Genomic DNA, 16,075 nt, shown 5'->3' with positions numbered 1-16,075 from the left:
AAATGAAAGAATACCTCTTGTTAATCCTATTTATGAATCACTTATTCTTGATTCGTCATAGCTTTTCTTTTTCTGTATAAAATGTATCCGCCGATAGCACTTATGCCAAGCACAGTGAATGCTACGGTTAAATTCGTATAATCTCCTGTACCTACATCATCTGAATGATCTACAGATGGCTTATCTGATGGATTTTCATTTGGCGCAGATGGATCTTTATCAACCTTTACCAAAGCCTTTTGTGTATTGACCAAAGCATTTGCGGCTTTATCCAAATTCTCTTGTGTGCTATTTGCATCTCTCAATGCTTTTTCTGCTTCTTGATATGCAGCTTCAAAAGCGGTAAAGGATTCAACCGTATATAGATCTTTTTCAGATAAGAGCGGTTTTGCATTTTCTATTGCCTGAAGCAATTTATCACGATTGACACCGGTTCCTTTTAATGCCAAATATTTCTCTGTGATTTTCGCAATACCATCATGTACGGTATTCATATCCTTAGCAATTTCCTGTTTACCAGAATCGGTTAAGTAATAGCCTTTGGATTCGTATCTTGTATCAAAAGAATTCAACAAGGCATCGACATCAGCCTGCAATTGTGGAAATTCCTCAGTCATAAGCATTAACTTATTCACATCACGAACCCCCTGTGCCATTTTTTCCAAACGAATAGAGCTTTTTGCGGTTGGATTGGCAACGTTTTTCTCATCAGGGAAGATCAAGAAACAATCTCCCGCTTCAAAGGAAGAGTGAGATGTATCTCTTAAAGGATCTTCTACCCAAGCATCGTATGCCCAACGCAAGAAACCGGTAGTACCGTTTTTATAAGCAAATAAAATTGACCAATAATTCTCAGCCGGAGCACTTAAGGAGAAGTTGCCCGGAATGTGTCCCGTACATGAATATAAGGTCGTTTTCAAGCCTAACGCATTTCGATCCTTTAATAGCTGTTGGAAAACTTCCGGATTATTTTGCACAACGGTATCTCCCACATTCAAATCATCAATTCTGCGTGCTAGCTTAGGGTGCTCTCCACCGGTTAAATTATCCATCGCACCGGCTGTTTTTAACGTCTTTCCATCTTTATTTTTAATTGTATCCAATAGATTAAGCGCTGTTTCACTCAAGCCTCGCTCATCAATTCCTACATAAGCATCGTCAAACCAACCTTTTTCATCAGGATGCTTCACCATTGCTGTAAAGAAATCCGTCCAAACCTCATTATAACGCTTAGAACCCACAGTAAATCTTTCTTTTACTAACTTTCCATTTTCCCAATAGGTAAAGGAATTATGCCATGGTGCAATACTGTAAATAACAATCTTATCACCGATACCTAAATCCTTATTGAATTGTACCCACTTATCAAAATCGGTAAAATCGTATGTAAAGCTGCCATCTTTTTCTTTCGTCCACTTCACCATTGACGGATAATGTACTTCATTCTTACTGTATGTCTGTCGATCCCAAGCATCTTCATTGATTGTAGTTGTAATAGCATGACCTCCGATGCTCTTATATTTTTCCATAATGGATTCTAAAATCTCAAAATGCTTTTTAGAGAACGGTTCTACACCATAATATTCTGCACTGCTGTATGGATATTGCCATAATTCAATATCAAAGCCGTTTTCAAATTCAGTTGCGTCCGGTAAGACCACATTTTGCACATTTACATGATAAGTAAACGTTAAAACCTCTTTTGTATCCTTACAGGAAACCTTAATCGTTCCCGTATATACACCTGCTGTGGTATCTTTGGGAATATTTACATTGACCCAAATCGGTTGTACGCCTGCAAAGGGAATATCAACGGCATCTTTTGTATATAACACATCAGAGCTTTCCGCACAATTTCCTACCGGATAGCGATTCGGTGCATAACCCCACCCCGGCATTCCGGTATAAGCATCTACGGATTTCACAAAAGTAGCATCTACATTGCTTGCGTCAATTGTTCCGTATGCATTCGTAAAATCACTAACCTCAATGCTTACATCTTCTAAACTTGAATCCTTCGCAATAATCGCAATTTCGGAAACTGCACTGTCATTTCGCCAAGCTGAAATGGTTTCTTCCATCTGTCCCATAGTGCTTACTTTTTCATAGGTATCCTGTGTATATTGTAAATTTTCATCTACGATCGTTCCGGCAATTTGCTTGGTCTGCGGAAGAACTTTGACTTCCATCGTTTTTACAACATCACCACAAGCCACACGAATGGTTGCACTACCTTCCTTTAATGCCGAAAGCTTTCCGTTTTCATCAACACTTACAATGTCCGCATGATCCGATGAGAACGACAAATCATCCATTGGAGCATATTCCGGTACACTTGTCGCTTTGATCTGCTTCGTGCTTCCCTGAATTAGAGTCATAGAAGCATCAATAACAATGTCCTTTAATACATACGGAGCATGGTAAACCTCTGCCTTTACGACCTGATTTACAATTTTACTACCGGTTTTTGTTTTTTGGGTTACGGCTTTTAAGGTATGTGTACCTTCACTTAACCCATCTACCACATAAACCAATTCATCATGTCTGTTTTTTGCATATAAATCAACGGTTCGTTCATGTTCACCATCAACCGTAAATTTCACAATTCCATGTACAGGTGCTTTGGTAGCCGTAATGGTAATCTTATTTCCGACGAATGGAATTTCATAGTAGCACTGTTCGGCTTTATCATCAGAAGCACCTAAATCAATATATGCCTCTTTTTCTCCGACAGTCCAGCTTGCGCCTTCATACGCATGATACTGAAACGCATTGTATTTTTCTTCTGTCTTATTCGGTAGAATCGTTTCTTTTACAGTAGAACCTTCTTTTGCGCCGAATACCTCAGCATAGCTTACCTGAAGTCCGGTACCAAAAGGTAATGTTACAGAAACCGTATGTGTTCCATATTCTAAGTCTTACTTTTCATATAACGTGGTAATTTGATTAGCACTTCCGTTAATCGTAAGTGTTTCAACATTTCCGTTATCTAATTGGAAGCTGTTTTGATTATCATTTTTCACACCATATAGCTTTACACCGGTACCCTTAAACGTAAAAGTGTATGTATGCTTTTTTGCTTCCTCTTGATCCTGCGTCCACACCCAATGCTGTGTTTTAGCCTCATGAGATCCATTGATAACTTCCTTGGTATCGGCAGCCCAACCTTTTTTACCAGTTGAATCGGTTGCATCTGAGAAAGTAAAGTAATGATCTAACGCTTGATCTGTCTGCGTATCATCGACAATTACCCCATTTTCTGCTTTCGCAAGAATGTTTATCGGCTGTGTTGGAAATATTGTTACAAACATAAACAATATTACCTAAACAAAGCTGCAATCCTTTTTTAAACATCTGTTCATCTCCTTTTCCTATGAATGACGTACTTTTTATAGATTTTATCATAACATGAATGATTCTATCTAAATGTAAGCCGTTACCTATCTAATAGTACCTTAAACCTCTTATACGTTATTTACATTTTTTAACATTATTTTTGCACTTTTTGATAGCGGTATCATAAACTACGCAGCTATCTTTTTATTATGATGCCAAATTACTTTCATTTCTTTAATTAAAAGCATCGCCTTCAAAATAAAAAAACAGAAGGAACATCATCGTTCCCTCTGTACTATCAGATTATCTCAATCGTTTTCTTGTCATCAACAGGATTGCTACACCTGCTAAGCAAAGCAGTGTTAAGGAGAATGCCATATTGGTCGTATCTCCGGTTCCTACTCCTGCATTAGCAGCCTTCTTCAATGCCTGCATTGCTTCCTTTAGGTTTTGATATGCCGCTTCTACATCACTGCTTCCCACTGTTTCATCGGCAAGTACGCTTTTCGCAGTCTGTAAAGCTTTTTCAAACACCTTCCAGCTTTCCTCTGTGTAATCCTTCGCATGCTTGTTGCTTGCTTCTGAAATCAAGTTTTCCAACATGGACTTATCCACAGGAATTTCTACGATAACCTTTTGTAAAGCTTCTTTAGCTTGTACCAAAGAGTTCAAGGCAGTATCGACAGCTTCTTGCGATACATCGCTGTTATCCTTTACGATTGCTTGAGCCGCAAGTAAGGCTTTTTCATATACGCTCCAAGTTTCTGCCGTATAATCACTTTCCTTCAAACTCTTATATTCCTCTAGCTTCGCTTTTAAGGCTTCGACATTTCCTCTAGGCACAAGGTTCGCTTTTTCTGCTTTGATTGCCGTCAGCATTTGTGCGACAGCCTCTTTGCTGCCTGCTTCATAAAGCGCTTGTGCTTCCTTTAACAACACGTTCATATTCTTAGCACTGCTTGTTGTCATATTCTTCACAAACTCTTTGACCTCTTTTACAAGTGCCTTTAATTCATGAATATCAACCAAAGCAGCCTGAGCATCGCTTAGATTCTCTAACATTACCTTCAACTGTTCTGCATTTACATCAGAAGAATCCTTGATTACAGCTTCTACCTTAGTCAATGCCGCATTAAATGCTTTCCAGCTTTGCACCGTATAGTCGCTGCTTATATATCCTAAAGCCTTGATTTCGTCCACCAATGCCTTAGCATCAGCAGCATCCGCACGAAGCTTCAAGCCATCAAGTGCCGCCTGTAAGCTTTTGGTAGCACTGTTTACCTGTTCTTGTGTTGCCTTATCTGAGCCTTCACATGCAACAGCTTCTTCCAAGGCTTTCTTTAACACCTTATAGCTGCTTGTTGTATAGCGATCAGCTTGTATTGCCTTCGCTTCCTTGATTGCCTTTTTTAAAGCTGTTTTATTCACCGTTGATATTTCCGGTGCAGCAGCAATCGCATCGTTTAATGCCTTTTGCGCAGCATCAATTTGCGCTTGGGTTGCATCGTATTTACGATAAACCTCTAATGCTTGTGTATAAACCTTTTCCAATACTTCCGCTGCCTCGTGCATACCAGCTTTCTTTAAGCTTGCAATCGTGATTTCTGCCTCAGAGATAGCGTTTAATAAGCCATCACGATGGATATAGATAACACCGTTTTTCTCAAAATCTTTTACAGCCTTGGAAATTTTCGTTTTCCATGCCTCTACATCATTGGAGCTTAAGCCGGCTTGAATTGCCACATCTGCCTCCGCAAGCATCGCTTCCACCGCTTGCTTTGCTTCTACGCTATAGCTGCCGTTGCTGCCATCGTATTTTTTAGAAGCTAAAAGTTCTCTTACTTCTTCGATATAGCTTACCAAAGCAGGCGTTGCATCTAATTCATAAATACTGAACTCCTTAACAGAGATATCACTTTTTGCTGTTAAACGAAGCATGTCCGAAAAAACAACCTGATCCAATAGGAATAGATTATCCACTTTTCCAGCTCCGTCATAAATCGTTGTCCATTGCTGATCATCGGCTGATCTTACCTCAATCTTATATGCACCTTCATTGCTTAACAATACCTGAAGCATATTGATATCCACCGGCTTTGCCAAAGTAATTTCAACAGCCTCATTGGCTTTCATTTCATGAGCGGTATTTACATCAGCATCTAGCATATTTTCCGCTCCGGCAGTAATTTGTGCATTTAAAGCAACATTTTTCGGTTTTCCTAAATGAACATCTACTTCATATAAGCGTTTTTCCGCTAAACTTGCAGGACCTTGTCCGTTATTACCAAGATGCTTGAAAATAATCTTAGTCGCATCACGATTTACCTTTACATTAACACTACGGTTTTCCAAAAGCGCATTGGTATTGGAACGATCCAAAACCGTTGTACGCTCACCCTTCGCATTTTCTGCGTAAACCATGTATTTTAATCCCAATTCTGCTTTTTCAAAAGTAAAATCAACACTTTCTACATAGTAGTTTCCATGCAAATCGTAAACAATTTCTTCATCTGTAACCCTTGCAAACGTATCAAGATTATTATCCAAAGTTGCCGCATAGGCTTGTGCTGCACTTACTCCATCAAGAATCCCCTCACCGAAGATAACCTCTGCATCACTTGGCTCTACGATCGTAAAGGCTTCTAGCTCGGCAACATCAAACCAACCGTTACTCTCTTGGGATTTTCCTTTGTAGCTTACCCCTAGCTTTTTGATCTTCTTATTCACAGGAATGGAATATGTATGCTTGTTTTCTTTATTTTCAGAATATACGATTGTTTTTTGATCCAGTTCATCGATCACATATACATCAAAGATATAATACTTCGTATAGTTTTCCTTTTTAAAGGTCAGATCAATATTTTTAATATCGTAAACACCTTGTAAATCAACTTCTACATTACCACTGTTTGTTTCTTTATTTCCATCATAGCACCATGCTGTATCCACATTGCCATCGGTTACATATTCAGCTTTAAAGCCTCCGGCAGTGTTGGTGCTTGATGCACTTACCGGTTTTTGTAATGCAACATTTTTAACTTCTTCCTTTTTCTGACTGCTTAATGCCATGACCTTTAATTCACTCATAGCAGGAGAAGCGGCATAAGCTGCACCTTGTCCGGTAGAATCTGCAAAATGTACCTTAACCTTTCGTACATCGGTTATAGTTTCAGGAATGTCGATTTTATACACTGCATCTTCAAGTACTGATGTATGATCCGTTTTATCTAGGATTACCGTTTCCTTTCCTGTACTGTCAATAACCGATACCGTAAATTTGAAAGGCAAGCCTGCTTTTTCAAAAGATACCTCAACATATTTGGCATCATCATAGGAATAAGCTAAGTCTAGAGTTACCGTTGCCGGATACATTTCTTCCTTGCTTGCTTTCCATACCGTTTTCCATAGGGTAGCGGTATTGTCATCGGTTAGTAAGGAGATATTGGTTTCGGAAGGCTTATCACACTCTGCCACCAAACCTTTTGCGACATTGTAATACGTTGTCGTTTCCAAGGCTTTACCGAAAATCTTAATCTCTGCGATACGCAAGCGCTGTTCACTGCTGCTAGAGCGTGTATTCATTGTTATGCGTACCTGTGAAGCCAATACCTTCTTGCCTTCCTCAACCTCAAGAATGGTTTGTGTCGTCATGGTATCGTTTTCCGTATTGTGTGCTATTTCCACCCATTCATTTGTTTTGCTGTCTAAAAATTCCACCTTATAGTTATATTGGAAATTTTGCGCTAAGTTTTCCAAATAGATTTCTAAGCTGTTAATTTCATAAACGCCTTCTAAATCCAAAACCAACTGATATTCCTGCTGTCCTTCTCCATACCACAGATCACCGGCATTATTGTTTGTCAATAAACGACGTGTTTCCTCTGTCGTCTGCGGTGTTGTCGTAAACAGCTTTCCTTCGGCGATATTTACTTTTTCTTCTACTTCGCCACCGCCAAAATCCTTGATACTTGTCGTTGAATATTGTTCAAGTGCGGTTGTTGCTAGTTCTTTTAAGCTGCTGTAATCAGCCTTGGTTGGAAAGCTAAATCCATCATCGGATTTGCGATTTACCCATTGCCATTCCCATAAGAACCAATTACTTTCTGCTTTTTGAGCAACCGGATCTTTTGCTGTGTTATCAAGCTCTGCCTGGCGATTGGAAATCCACATCTTCCAACGTTCTTTATAGAAGGAACTTGTTAAACCGGCCCATTTTCGATTTGAATAATCCTTTAATGATCCGCTTCTTTCACCACCCCAAGTAGTAACCACGGCTCTGGCATTAAATTCAAACAGATCCTTTGTCCAATCATCTGCATTATCTAGCATTTCTCTGGCATCATGAATCCACGTTCCAAGCATAAATTCTTCACTTGAACCTAAGATGCGATCACTTAAATCGATCAATTCTAAGAAATGTGTAGAAATTCGTTTAAATTCCGCACTATCCTTATTGTTAAGGGCTTGTACCATCAAAGCGTGGTATTCAATTGCTGCATTACATAAAACTTGTTCCGCTACATCTGCCAAATCATAACGATAAGCTTCTGATGCTGCGAACGCGTCATAATTTTCTATCAATAAGCTCAATACCTTATCCAATTCTTCCTTGTCATATAAGATATTGCTGTGTCCCCAAGTAGAAGCACTGGAGAAATTGGTTCCCGGTCTGGCATTGATAACCGTTTCCCCGGCACCCTGATAATAAATTCCTTTATCCTTATAAGCTGTTTCCAACAGCATATCCCATGCCTCTTGCAGACTATCACTGCTGCCTCCGGCACGTCGTGTCGCATACTTATCTACCCATGCTTGATAATCTATTGGATCCTTGCTCCAAGTCATATCAAATAACATTTCATATACGATTGGTGAATTTTCCAAGGCCTCCGGTGTAATTCCGATACCTTTCATATACTGATTGTTTGAAGCGGCGATAGCAGGCTCTTTGGCAATTACTTCAACCTCACCATCTAAACCCATACGTCCACCGAAGTTATGAAGCATACACCAGATCCAAGAAATTCCTTCATTTTCCATCACACTGGAAGGATTCATGTCGGATTGCAAATCCAATGCCAGAGCTTGCTCGGGCTTTACTAGCCCACTTAGCTTAGCATGATCCAAATTGCCTTGCCATTGCTGCATAACCCATATTGCATCTGCATTAGATTTCAGCATTTCTTCCTGCACGGTTTTAAAAATATTCGTAACATCTAAGCCCTGTGTATTTCCACCTTCATGGAAAGGATCGGAGGCATAGTAATCGGAAACATCTCCAAAGACGTTTTTCTGCTTCTCATAGAAGGTTTTTGCTACATCTTTAAAATAATCCTTTTTTCCAGCAGCAATTTCTTCTTGTGATAAATAAGTTTTGATCATTGCCGGACGTGTGAAGCTTGGCCACTCGTCAATCGGTGTCAGCACTGCTCCCTCATTTTTTTCAACAAAGGACATCGGCACCTGTCCACAGAAGCCTTGGATAACCGGATCGATTCCGAAAGCCTGCATTCTGTCGTGCATTTTTCTGCCTAACTCTACACGCTGTTCAAACCAATCATCAGGTAACGGTCCGCCAAAGCTATATAAGTTCTGCATATAGAACCATGCAAAATAGCCCGGACCGGCAATATAATCTTTAATTTCTTCATTTGTGAAGCCATATTCCAACAGTGTCTGACGGATTACTTCCTCCTGTCCTACAATGTCCAACATCAAATTGACTCCATTCATTGCCGCCCAATCGATAAACTCTTGATACTCGTCCCAGCTCCAAAATGCCATCGTATAAGAATACGTACAAAAGTTTAACGCATAGCGTACATCGTATTGCGTTTCCTTTACGATCTTGTTTTTTACCGGAACTAAGCCAAGCTTCATTTCCGTATTGCTGTCATAGAGTGGGTTGTAGTCCACCATAGCAAAGTTTTTCAAATAATAATTGAAACCGGAAGCTAAGGAAACCCCATCGTTTCCGCGAATGATAATGCTGTTATCTCCATCTTCGATTTCAAATACATCATTACCGGCTCGATCATCACGGATTTCAAAAACAAAGCGATCCTTCCATTCCTCTCCTAGTACACGTCCGACTAAGTTGGATACTTCGCTAATGGTTTTTTGATTGGCATAAGTCTGATCTGTTTCAAACTTATCCCATTCTTTTTGCCATTTGCTGCCTTCCCAATCGGAAATCTTAATCTCTGGCTTTGCTTTCACATCATCGGAAAGCTTTTCTCCAAATACCTCAATCTCCGCTAAATTTGTTTCATAGGAATCGGAGTTATAAGCCATATTCAAACGTAAGTAAGATGCCTTCACACCTTTTAAAGAATGCTTATCTCCTTCCTTGGTAGCTATGGAATTGTTTGTTTTAGAAACAATTTTATCGTATTTTTCACCATCTAAGGACGCATAGATATAATAATTATTATATGAGCCTTCCTTATTATAAATTACGATTTCATCTAAATCGTATGTTCCATTTAATTTAATATCAATATAACGGTTATGGTCGTACATGCGTGATTTCTTCTTTTCCGCATCACTACTTCCTTCTCCGTTTTGCGACATGGACTTCCAATAGGTATCCTTTTTACCATCAACGATATTTGCTAATGGATTGCTTGAAGCTCCGTATCCACTTACTTGCTTTGCGGAAATATTAAGCTTACTTCCGGCAGCACGTACACTTTGCAATGGGAATGAACCGATTGCCATACTCAATGCAATAAAAGAAATAAATAGCTTTTTCATTATGTTCCTCCTCTTTCTTACTTCATATATTGTCTAACAGATGTATCTTTCAAGTATCGTTTTCTCCTCCTTTTCCAAATTTTTCATATATGCTTTGCTCAAACAGTCGTTACTGTCATTCATAGCCAAGTATAAGTATAATTTTGAATGTATTGCCATGCAATTAAAAAAACTATCAAAATATTGCACTGTTTGTAATATATTGCACTAGCAAAAAAATCTTCTTTTTTCTTCACTGTGGATTTCATGTACACATAGCCTTGTATGTCTTTCTATGCTGTAAGAACGTGAAAAAAACAGGTGTACCTTCTTATCGGTTCACCTGATCCTTACTTTTATCAATTTTCTATCTTTATTCTATCTTATTTGCATGCGTTAACTGTCCTGTTCAAATCTGCTTTTATATTCGCCCGGCGACATCTGCACAAGTTTTTTAAAAATCTTTGTAAAATAGCTTTGTGAAGTAAAGCCAACTTGATAGGTTATCTCTTTAAAGGAGTATCCTTCTTCAATTAACTGCTTTGCTTTTTTAATTCGCTGGAAATTAACGATTTCGGTAAAGCTTTCCTTTCCATGCTTATTGATAAGACGACTCAAATAAAACGGCGTGATACTTAAATGCTCGGCTACCGTAACTAAGGTAATTGGCTTATGATAGTTTTCCTCGATATATGTTAAAGCTTTTTTATAACTGCTTACATTTTGCGTATAACTAGCAGAATGAATACTTTTTTGCAGCATATCATAAATTTCCATTGCAAATGCCTCCAAAGATGCAAAATCTTGAATCCTACAATCAATATCCTTACTAAAAAGTTTCCAATCAAAATAAAGATTGTATTTATTTTCTACTTCCCTTGCTAACGTATGAAGAAGGCGCACCATATCATCATAAAAACCATCTGCTTTTATCATGGAAGCAAACGGATAAAGCTGAGAAATCAGCATTGCCTTGTCCTCTGCTTCCAATGCTGCCAAAAAGTCCTTTGCAATCATCTCAATTCTTTTTTCATCATACAGCGTATCCGCTGTCTTTCCTATTTGTAGTGCCTTAGCTTTGGCTTGATTATAGGAATCCATCAAACGTTCATCTTCTTTTACAATCATACCGGAAAATATATGAACCTCTGTATAGAGTGAGGCAATGGTTTCCATTAAGCTGTTAATTTCCTTGGTTCCTAAAATATAAGATGCAAATACAAATAAAACACCTTGCGTGTCCACCATATCACAAATACCGAAATACCCGTAATCATTAACGATATCGCATATTTCCCACAGCTGCTTTTTATCAATATGCGTAAATACGATACAAACTCCGCTTATTGCTTCAATTCCTAACAGCTTCAAATTTTCCTGAATTTTATGTTTATCCTGTAAGGTCATGATAGAGTAAAAACAATTCTTGATAATTTCTTCATTAAAATCATGCATTTTTTGAATCAGCTTGATTTCCTGCTCGTAACGATTTGCACGTAATCGCATTTCCTCTAGCGCTTTGGTTAAAAGTGCACAAATGGTTTCACGATCACTGGGCTTTAAAATAAAATCCTTAACTCCTATACGCAATGCCTTTTGTGCATAGGAGAAATAATCATAAGAGCTTAGGATAAAACATACCGTAGCCTCCCTTTGCTTCTTTATCGCTTCGATCATCTGCAAACCGTCCATCATCGGCATATTGATATCCGCAATTACAATATGAGGTTGTTCCTTTTCAAATACCGATAATCCTTCTTTTCCATTGGTTGCCGTTAAGATTTTTTCAAAAGGAAGCGTTAATGCCTCTATCACACTTACCAAATGATCCCTTTCGATTTTTTCATCTTCTACTATCAAAACCTTATACATAGTATCCTCCCTATAATTCAATGCTTATATAAATAGCAAATCCACACCCTATATCACTTTGAATATCAATACTGACACGTTCTGCATAATAAGCCTTCAAGCGATGCACGACATTATATAAACCTAAGCTTGTACTGCCCGGTGCATGATAATCATTTTCAATCAGCTGCTTTAGCATTGGCTTCGCCATTCCCTGTCCATTATCAAATACCTTGATATTGATATTGCCTGCAGTCTTACAAATTTCAATACCGATCAATCCATCTTTCACACAGTCCTTCAAGCCGTGCTTCATTGCATTTTCAATCAACGGCTGAAAAATCATTCCCGGTATCGCTACATTTCCGATTGCCTCCATATCCTGCACATCAACTTGAATTGCAAGTTTATCTCCAAACCGTAATTTTTGAATATCAATATAATATTGAAGTGCATGCAATTCCCGTTTAAAATCACTCAAGCGATTTTGCATTTCCAACCCATAACGCAGTAAATGGCTTGTTTTCAAAAGCATAGAGGAGGCTTCCTTTGCACCTTCCTTTTCTGCCATACAATAAATCATGTTCAGCGTATTAAACAGAAAATGCGGATTGATTTGATTTTGCAGCATCTTTAATTCACTTTGTGCCAAGCGTTTCTCCAACTCTGCCTTTTCCTTTTGGGTTTCCATATTATGAGAAATCTTGCCTGCCATTTCCTCCAAAGCCACACAAAGCTCCTCCATTTCCAAACAGCTTTGCGGCTCTTTTTCTAAATCATAGCGACCTTTTTTAATCAAAGAAATCTTTTTTAACACCTTTTGCAGAGGCATTGATAAGGTTGTATAAAACAGATTTGAAAAATAACGTACCCAAAATACCATCATAATAGCCATTGCCGCTGTCATCGCAAAGGCAACAAGCTGAATGATGTCAAGCATTTCCTTCTGCTTGCTCATAGCATTGGTAACTAGGTGATAATACGTTGTTGACGTTTCTTGAATCAGCTTTTCATTCATGGAAAAGCGTTCATAATAATCACGATAGCTTGCCGGATCATCATTTCGCATATACTGCTCCATAAGCTCCTTGATAGAGTTCTCGTATTCGTTCAGCATATTTTTTAAAAGCCGAAAACGCCATTTTTCCTCCATCACCGGATTATCAAGAATGTTTTCCAAACTATGCTTCGCAGCATGGATTGATGTTTCATGCAGCTTTAAATTTTCCTCATCTTGTGAAGTCAGATATTTTTTTAACTCATCAGAGCTGACTTTCACATTATCATAATAGCTTTGCAGCTCACGATACCCTTGAAAAATGCGGTTATAGGAAGATGCTGTCCAATAGCTGATGATACAAAACAAAATAACCACCGCAAAAACAATACTTGTCAGCCATGTATTTGCCTTTTCTACTTTTTCTTTAAAACTTCTCTTACTTTCCATCGTTCAACTCTCTATAATGATTGATATTATCCTTATCAACAATAATCAAATTCGTTTCGATATGTTCCGGCTTTCTCCCCGTTGTAACATATTCATATAATATTCGTACTCCTTCATATCCATATTGATAAAAAGAGGTAACCACACTTCCATCAATTTTGCCTTCCTTAATGAAGTCTAAGGTAATCGGCATATCATCAACTCCATAAATCAACATATCATCTCGAATCCCCTGCTGCATGGCAGCCTCCCAACAAAACTCTGCAGATTCAGCAGCAAAATTGATTGCTACATTGATATCCGCATGCTGCGACATCACGAACTCCCACTCTTTTTTTGCCCGAATTTCCTCGGATTTCGATTCGCTTACATTTACAATTTCATATCCTCCCGGGTGTTGCTCAAAGACCTCTTTAACCTCGGCAATTTGATCCTTTGCAATTTGAAAATCAAGATTTGCTACCTGTATTGCTACCTTTAAAGGCTCATTTTTTCCTTTCTTTTCTTCAATATCCGCTAATAACAGTTGTGCCTGTTTTTTGAAATCCTTTCCCATATAATATAAATGCTCGGAGTTCTCCATATTGCTATCGACAAACACCATCGGTATTTGCTTTTGATTAGCATAAGCTACAATATCACGCGAAATGACGCCTTGCGTAATAATACCATCTGCCTGCTGTAAAATTCCCGTGTAAACTACATCTTCCATTTCAAGCGTATCAATCACCGTAGGTCCGATCCAATCGCCTTTTACATGGAAGTCCTCACAAGCATCATCAAAGCCTTCCTTTGCTTGTAACCAAATATCGTGCTCTGCCAAAGGAGTAGCAAACAGAAAATATAAGTAATCCTCCTTTTCCTGCGTTCCCATCTGACAGCCTCCTAACAGCATAATGCTCAATAGTAATAAAATCTTTTTCATTGTATCCTTTGCCGGTTCCTTCCTAATACCTTATTCAATCTAAAAAATACAGTGGTTTCCTATTATGCGACAAGTAAGCTTAAAGCCATTACAACTATATTAGCACAAGGCAATCCATATAGCTTCATAATCGTATTGCACAACATAACACTTTACTTTTTTGATAAGCCTCATGTTTAATCCCATTATAGCACACTTAATGAAGGTTCCTTTTGTTTTTGATTACTTTTATAAACCTTAATACTTGTGAAAACACAAAAAAAACCAATGAACTAGAAACTATCTAAGAGCATTGGTTCTTGTCTTTTATCATGGCAGGGGTAGAGAGGATCGAACTCCCATCAGCGGTTTTGGAGACCGTTATACTACCATTGTACTATACCCCTATTTCAACTGCCCTATTATATTACCATAGTTTATGCACCATGGCAATTAAAATTAACAAAATATACATGAAAATCAATCTTTATCAATAGATTTTGTTGAAATATGGGTATTTACTCCCTGCTATTTATACTTTTCTTTCACAAATATATTGCCAAAAAAGAAATAAACCGATTGCGATAATTATAAATATAAGTCCCAAAAGATATACAAAGGACAAAGAAATGTCCGCGGCAAGTCCAAAGCAAGTTGGAAGTATTGCACTGATTCCGTTCATTATAACAGCATAAAAGGAAAGCATAGAGGCTCGCATGGTTATGCCAATCGATTCATTTTCATATACATCGAACAGTGGCAAATACAAGCTATTGCATAATACAAGCAAGGCAAGTGAGAGAACAGAAACCACTGCAGAAGTAGTAACAAGTAATAACAAACACCCTATCGTTGCGATAAAAAACAGTAAAAGCGTCAATTTTTTCTTTCCGAATCCTTTTACAAACTTTCCACTCCAACCGCTCATCATAGCAAAAAACTGAAGAATAATATAAAGAATACCGAAATATTGCATTGTAATATGCACTCGTTCATATTGTAGCTGAGCATAAAAAACAGTGATCGTGTGCATTGTTTCCATAAATAGAGCAGAAGCAATTAACAACAAAAGTATGTGCTTTTGCTTCATAAACGCTTTATAAACGCCATACATAGAAAGTTTTTCACGTTTTGATTCACAATCCTTCAACAAAAAAGTAATAAGAAAAGCCAACAAATAAGCTATTACAGTTGCAAATGCTGCCATTTCATAATTTTCTTTAAAAAATAAGGTAAAAGCGAGACCGGAGCATATACAACCCAAAGCATCTACCATACGATAAAATCCAAAAACACGTGCTCTTTCCTGTGGCTTTATGGAATTATCCAACAAAGCAATATCACAACCGGATATGCCGGAAATAACAACCGATAATAGCAATCGCTCTGCCAAGAAATCGAAAAAGCTATTCGCTTGCCAAAACATCAGCTTAGAAATGAAAAATAACAGATTACATAGCAGCAAGGTTTTCTTATATCCAATGCGATCTCCTAAATATCCCCAAGGAACCTCCAACACAACCATCAAAATAGTATGAATTCCTTCTATAATCCCTATTTGACTAGCCGATAATCCACGTTCCAAACGATACAGCATTGCCACTGCACTATAAAAAACAAGCCCTTGCAGAAAAGCAAGGACATAAAAAACATATTTATTATATTTCATACGTTACACCTTCCCAAAAATTGCGCAATAAAAATATGTTATCAAAATATCTTTATCGCAATCAATGTTTTGGTGCACGTATCATGAAAATCATCTCCTAACCTAATTTTATTCTTGGTTCAACGAAAAGTCA

The 16,075-nt window shown here is 38.0% G+C and carries 7 protein-coding genes and 1 tRNA gene; all 8 read right to left on the bottom strand.

Features of this window, described 5'->3' with window-relative positions; genetic code table 11:
- Positions 1 to 41 precede the first annotated feature (41 nt).
- Positions 42 to 2,603: a glycoside hydrolase domain-containing protein gene (locus EUBDOL_RS00175; protein ID WP_004797343.1), complete on the bottom strand. Its 2,562-nt coding sequence runs from the start codon at positions 2,601 to 2,603 to the stop codon at positions 42 to 44.
- Between the two features lie 315 nt (positions 2,604 to 2,918).
- On the bottom strand, positions 2,919 to 3,311 hold the full coding sequence (locus tag EUBDOL_RS00170; RefSeq protein ID WP_004797342.1) for a hypothetical protein: 393 nt from the start codon (positions 3,309 to 3,311) through the stop codon (positions 2,919 to 2,921).
- A 328-nt stretch (positions 3,312 to 3,639) separates the two neighbouring features.
- On the bottom strand, positions 3,640 to 10,092 hold the full coding sequence (locus tag EUBDOL_RS00165) for an alpha-N-acetylglucosaminidase TIM-barrel domain-containing protein (protein WP_004797341.1): 6,453 nt from the start codon (positions 10,090 to 10,092) through the stop codon (positions 3,640 to 3,642).
- A gap of 375 nt (positions 10,093 to 10,467) precedes the next feature.
- Positions 10,468 to 11,943, bottom strand: a complete 1,476-nt coding sequence (locus EUBDOL_RS10890) for a response regulator transcription factor (RefSeq protein ID WP_050750061.1) — start codon at positions 11,941 to 11,943, stop codon at positions 10,468 to 10,470.
- 10 nt (positions 11,944 to 11,953) lie between these two features.
- Positions 11,954 to 13,369, bottom strand: a complete 1,416-nt coding sequence (locus EUBDOL_RS00155; RefSeq protein WP_004797336.1) for a sensor histidine kinase — start codon at positions 13,367 to 13,369, stop codon at positions 11,954 to 11,956.
- Entirely contained in the window at positions 13,359 to 14,243 is an 885-nt protein-coding gene (locus tag EUBDOL_RS00150) for a substrate-binding domain-containing protein (protein WP_235713663.1), read from the bottom strand. The genes EUBDOL_RS00155 and EUBDOL_RS00150 overlap by 11 nt, the downstream gene beginning before the upstream one ends.
- A gap of 363 nt (positions 14,244 to 14,606) precedes the next feature.
- Positions 14,607 to 14,680 (bottom strand) — tRNA-Trp (locus EUBDOL_RS00145).
- A gap of 125 nt (positions 14,681 to 14,805) precedes the next feature.
- Positions 14,806 to 15,942 (bottom strand): MFS transporter, encoded by a 1,137-nt coding sequence (locus EUBDOL_RS10885; protein WP_004797330.1) that lies wholly within the window; start codon positions 15,940 to 15,942, stop codon positions 14,806 to 14,808.
- Positions 15,943 to 16,075: the final 133 nt, after the last annotated feature.

The organism is Amedibacillus dolichus DSM 3991 (genome assembly GCF_000154285.1).
Lineage (GTDB): Bacteria > Bacillota_I > Bacilli_A > Erysipelotrichales > Erysipelotrichaceae > Amedibacillus > Amedibacillus dolichus.
The sequence above is the reverse complement of the archived record's forward strand: the minus strand, read 5'-3'. Positions and strand labels throughout refer to the sequence as shown.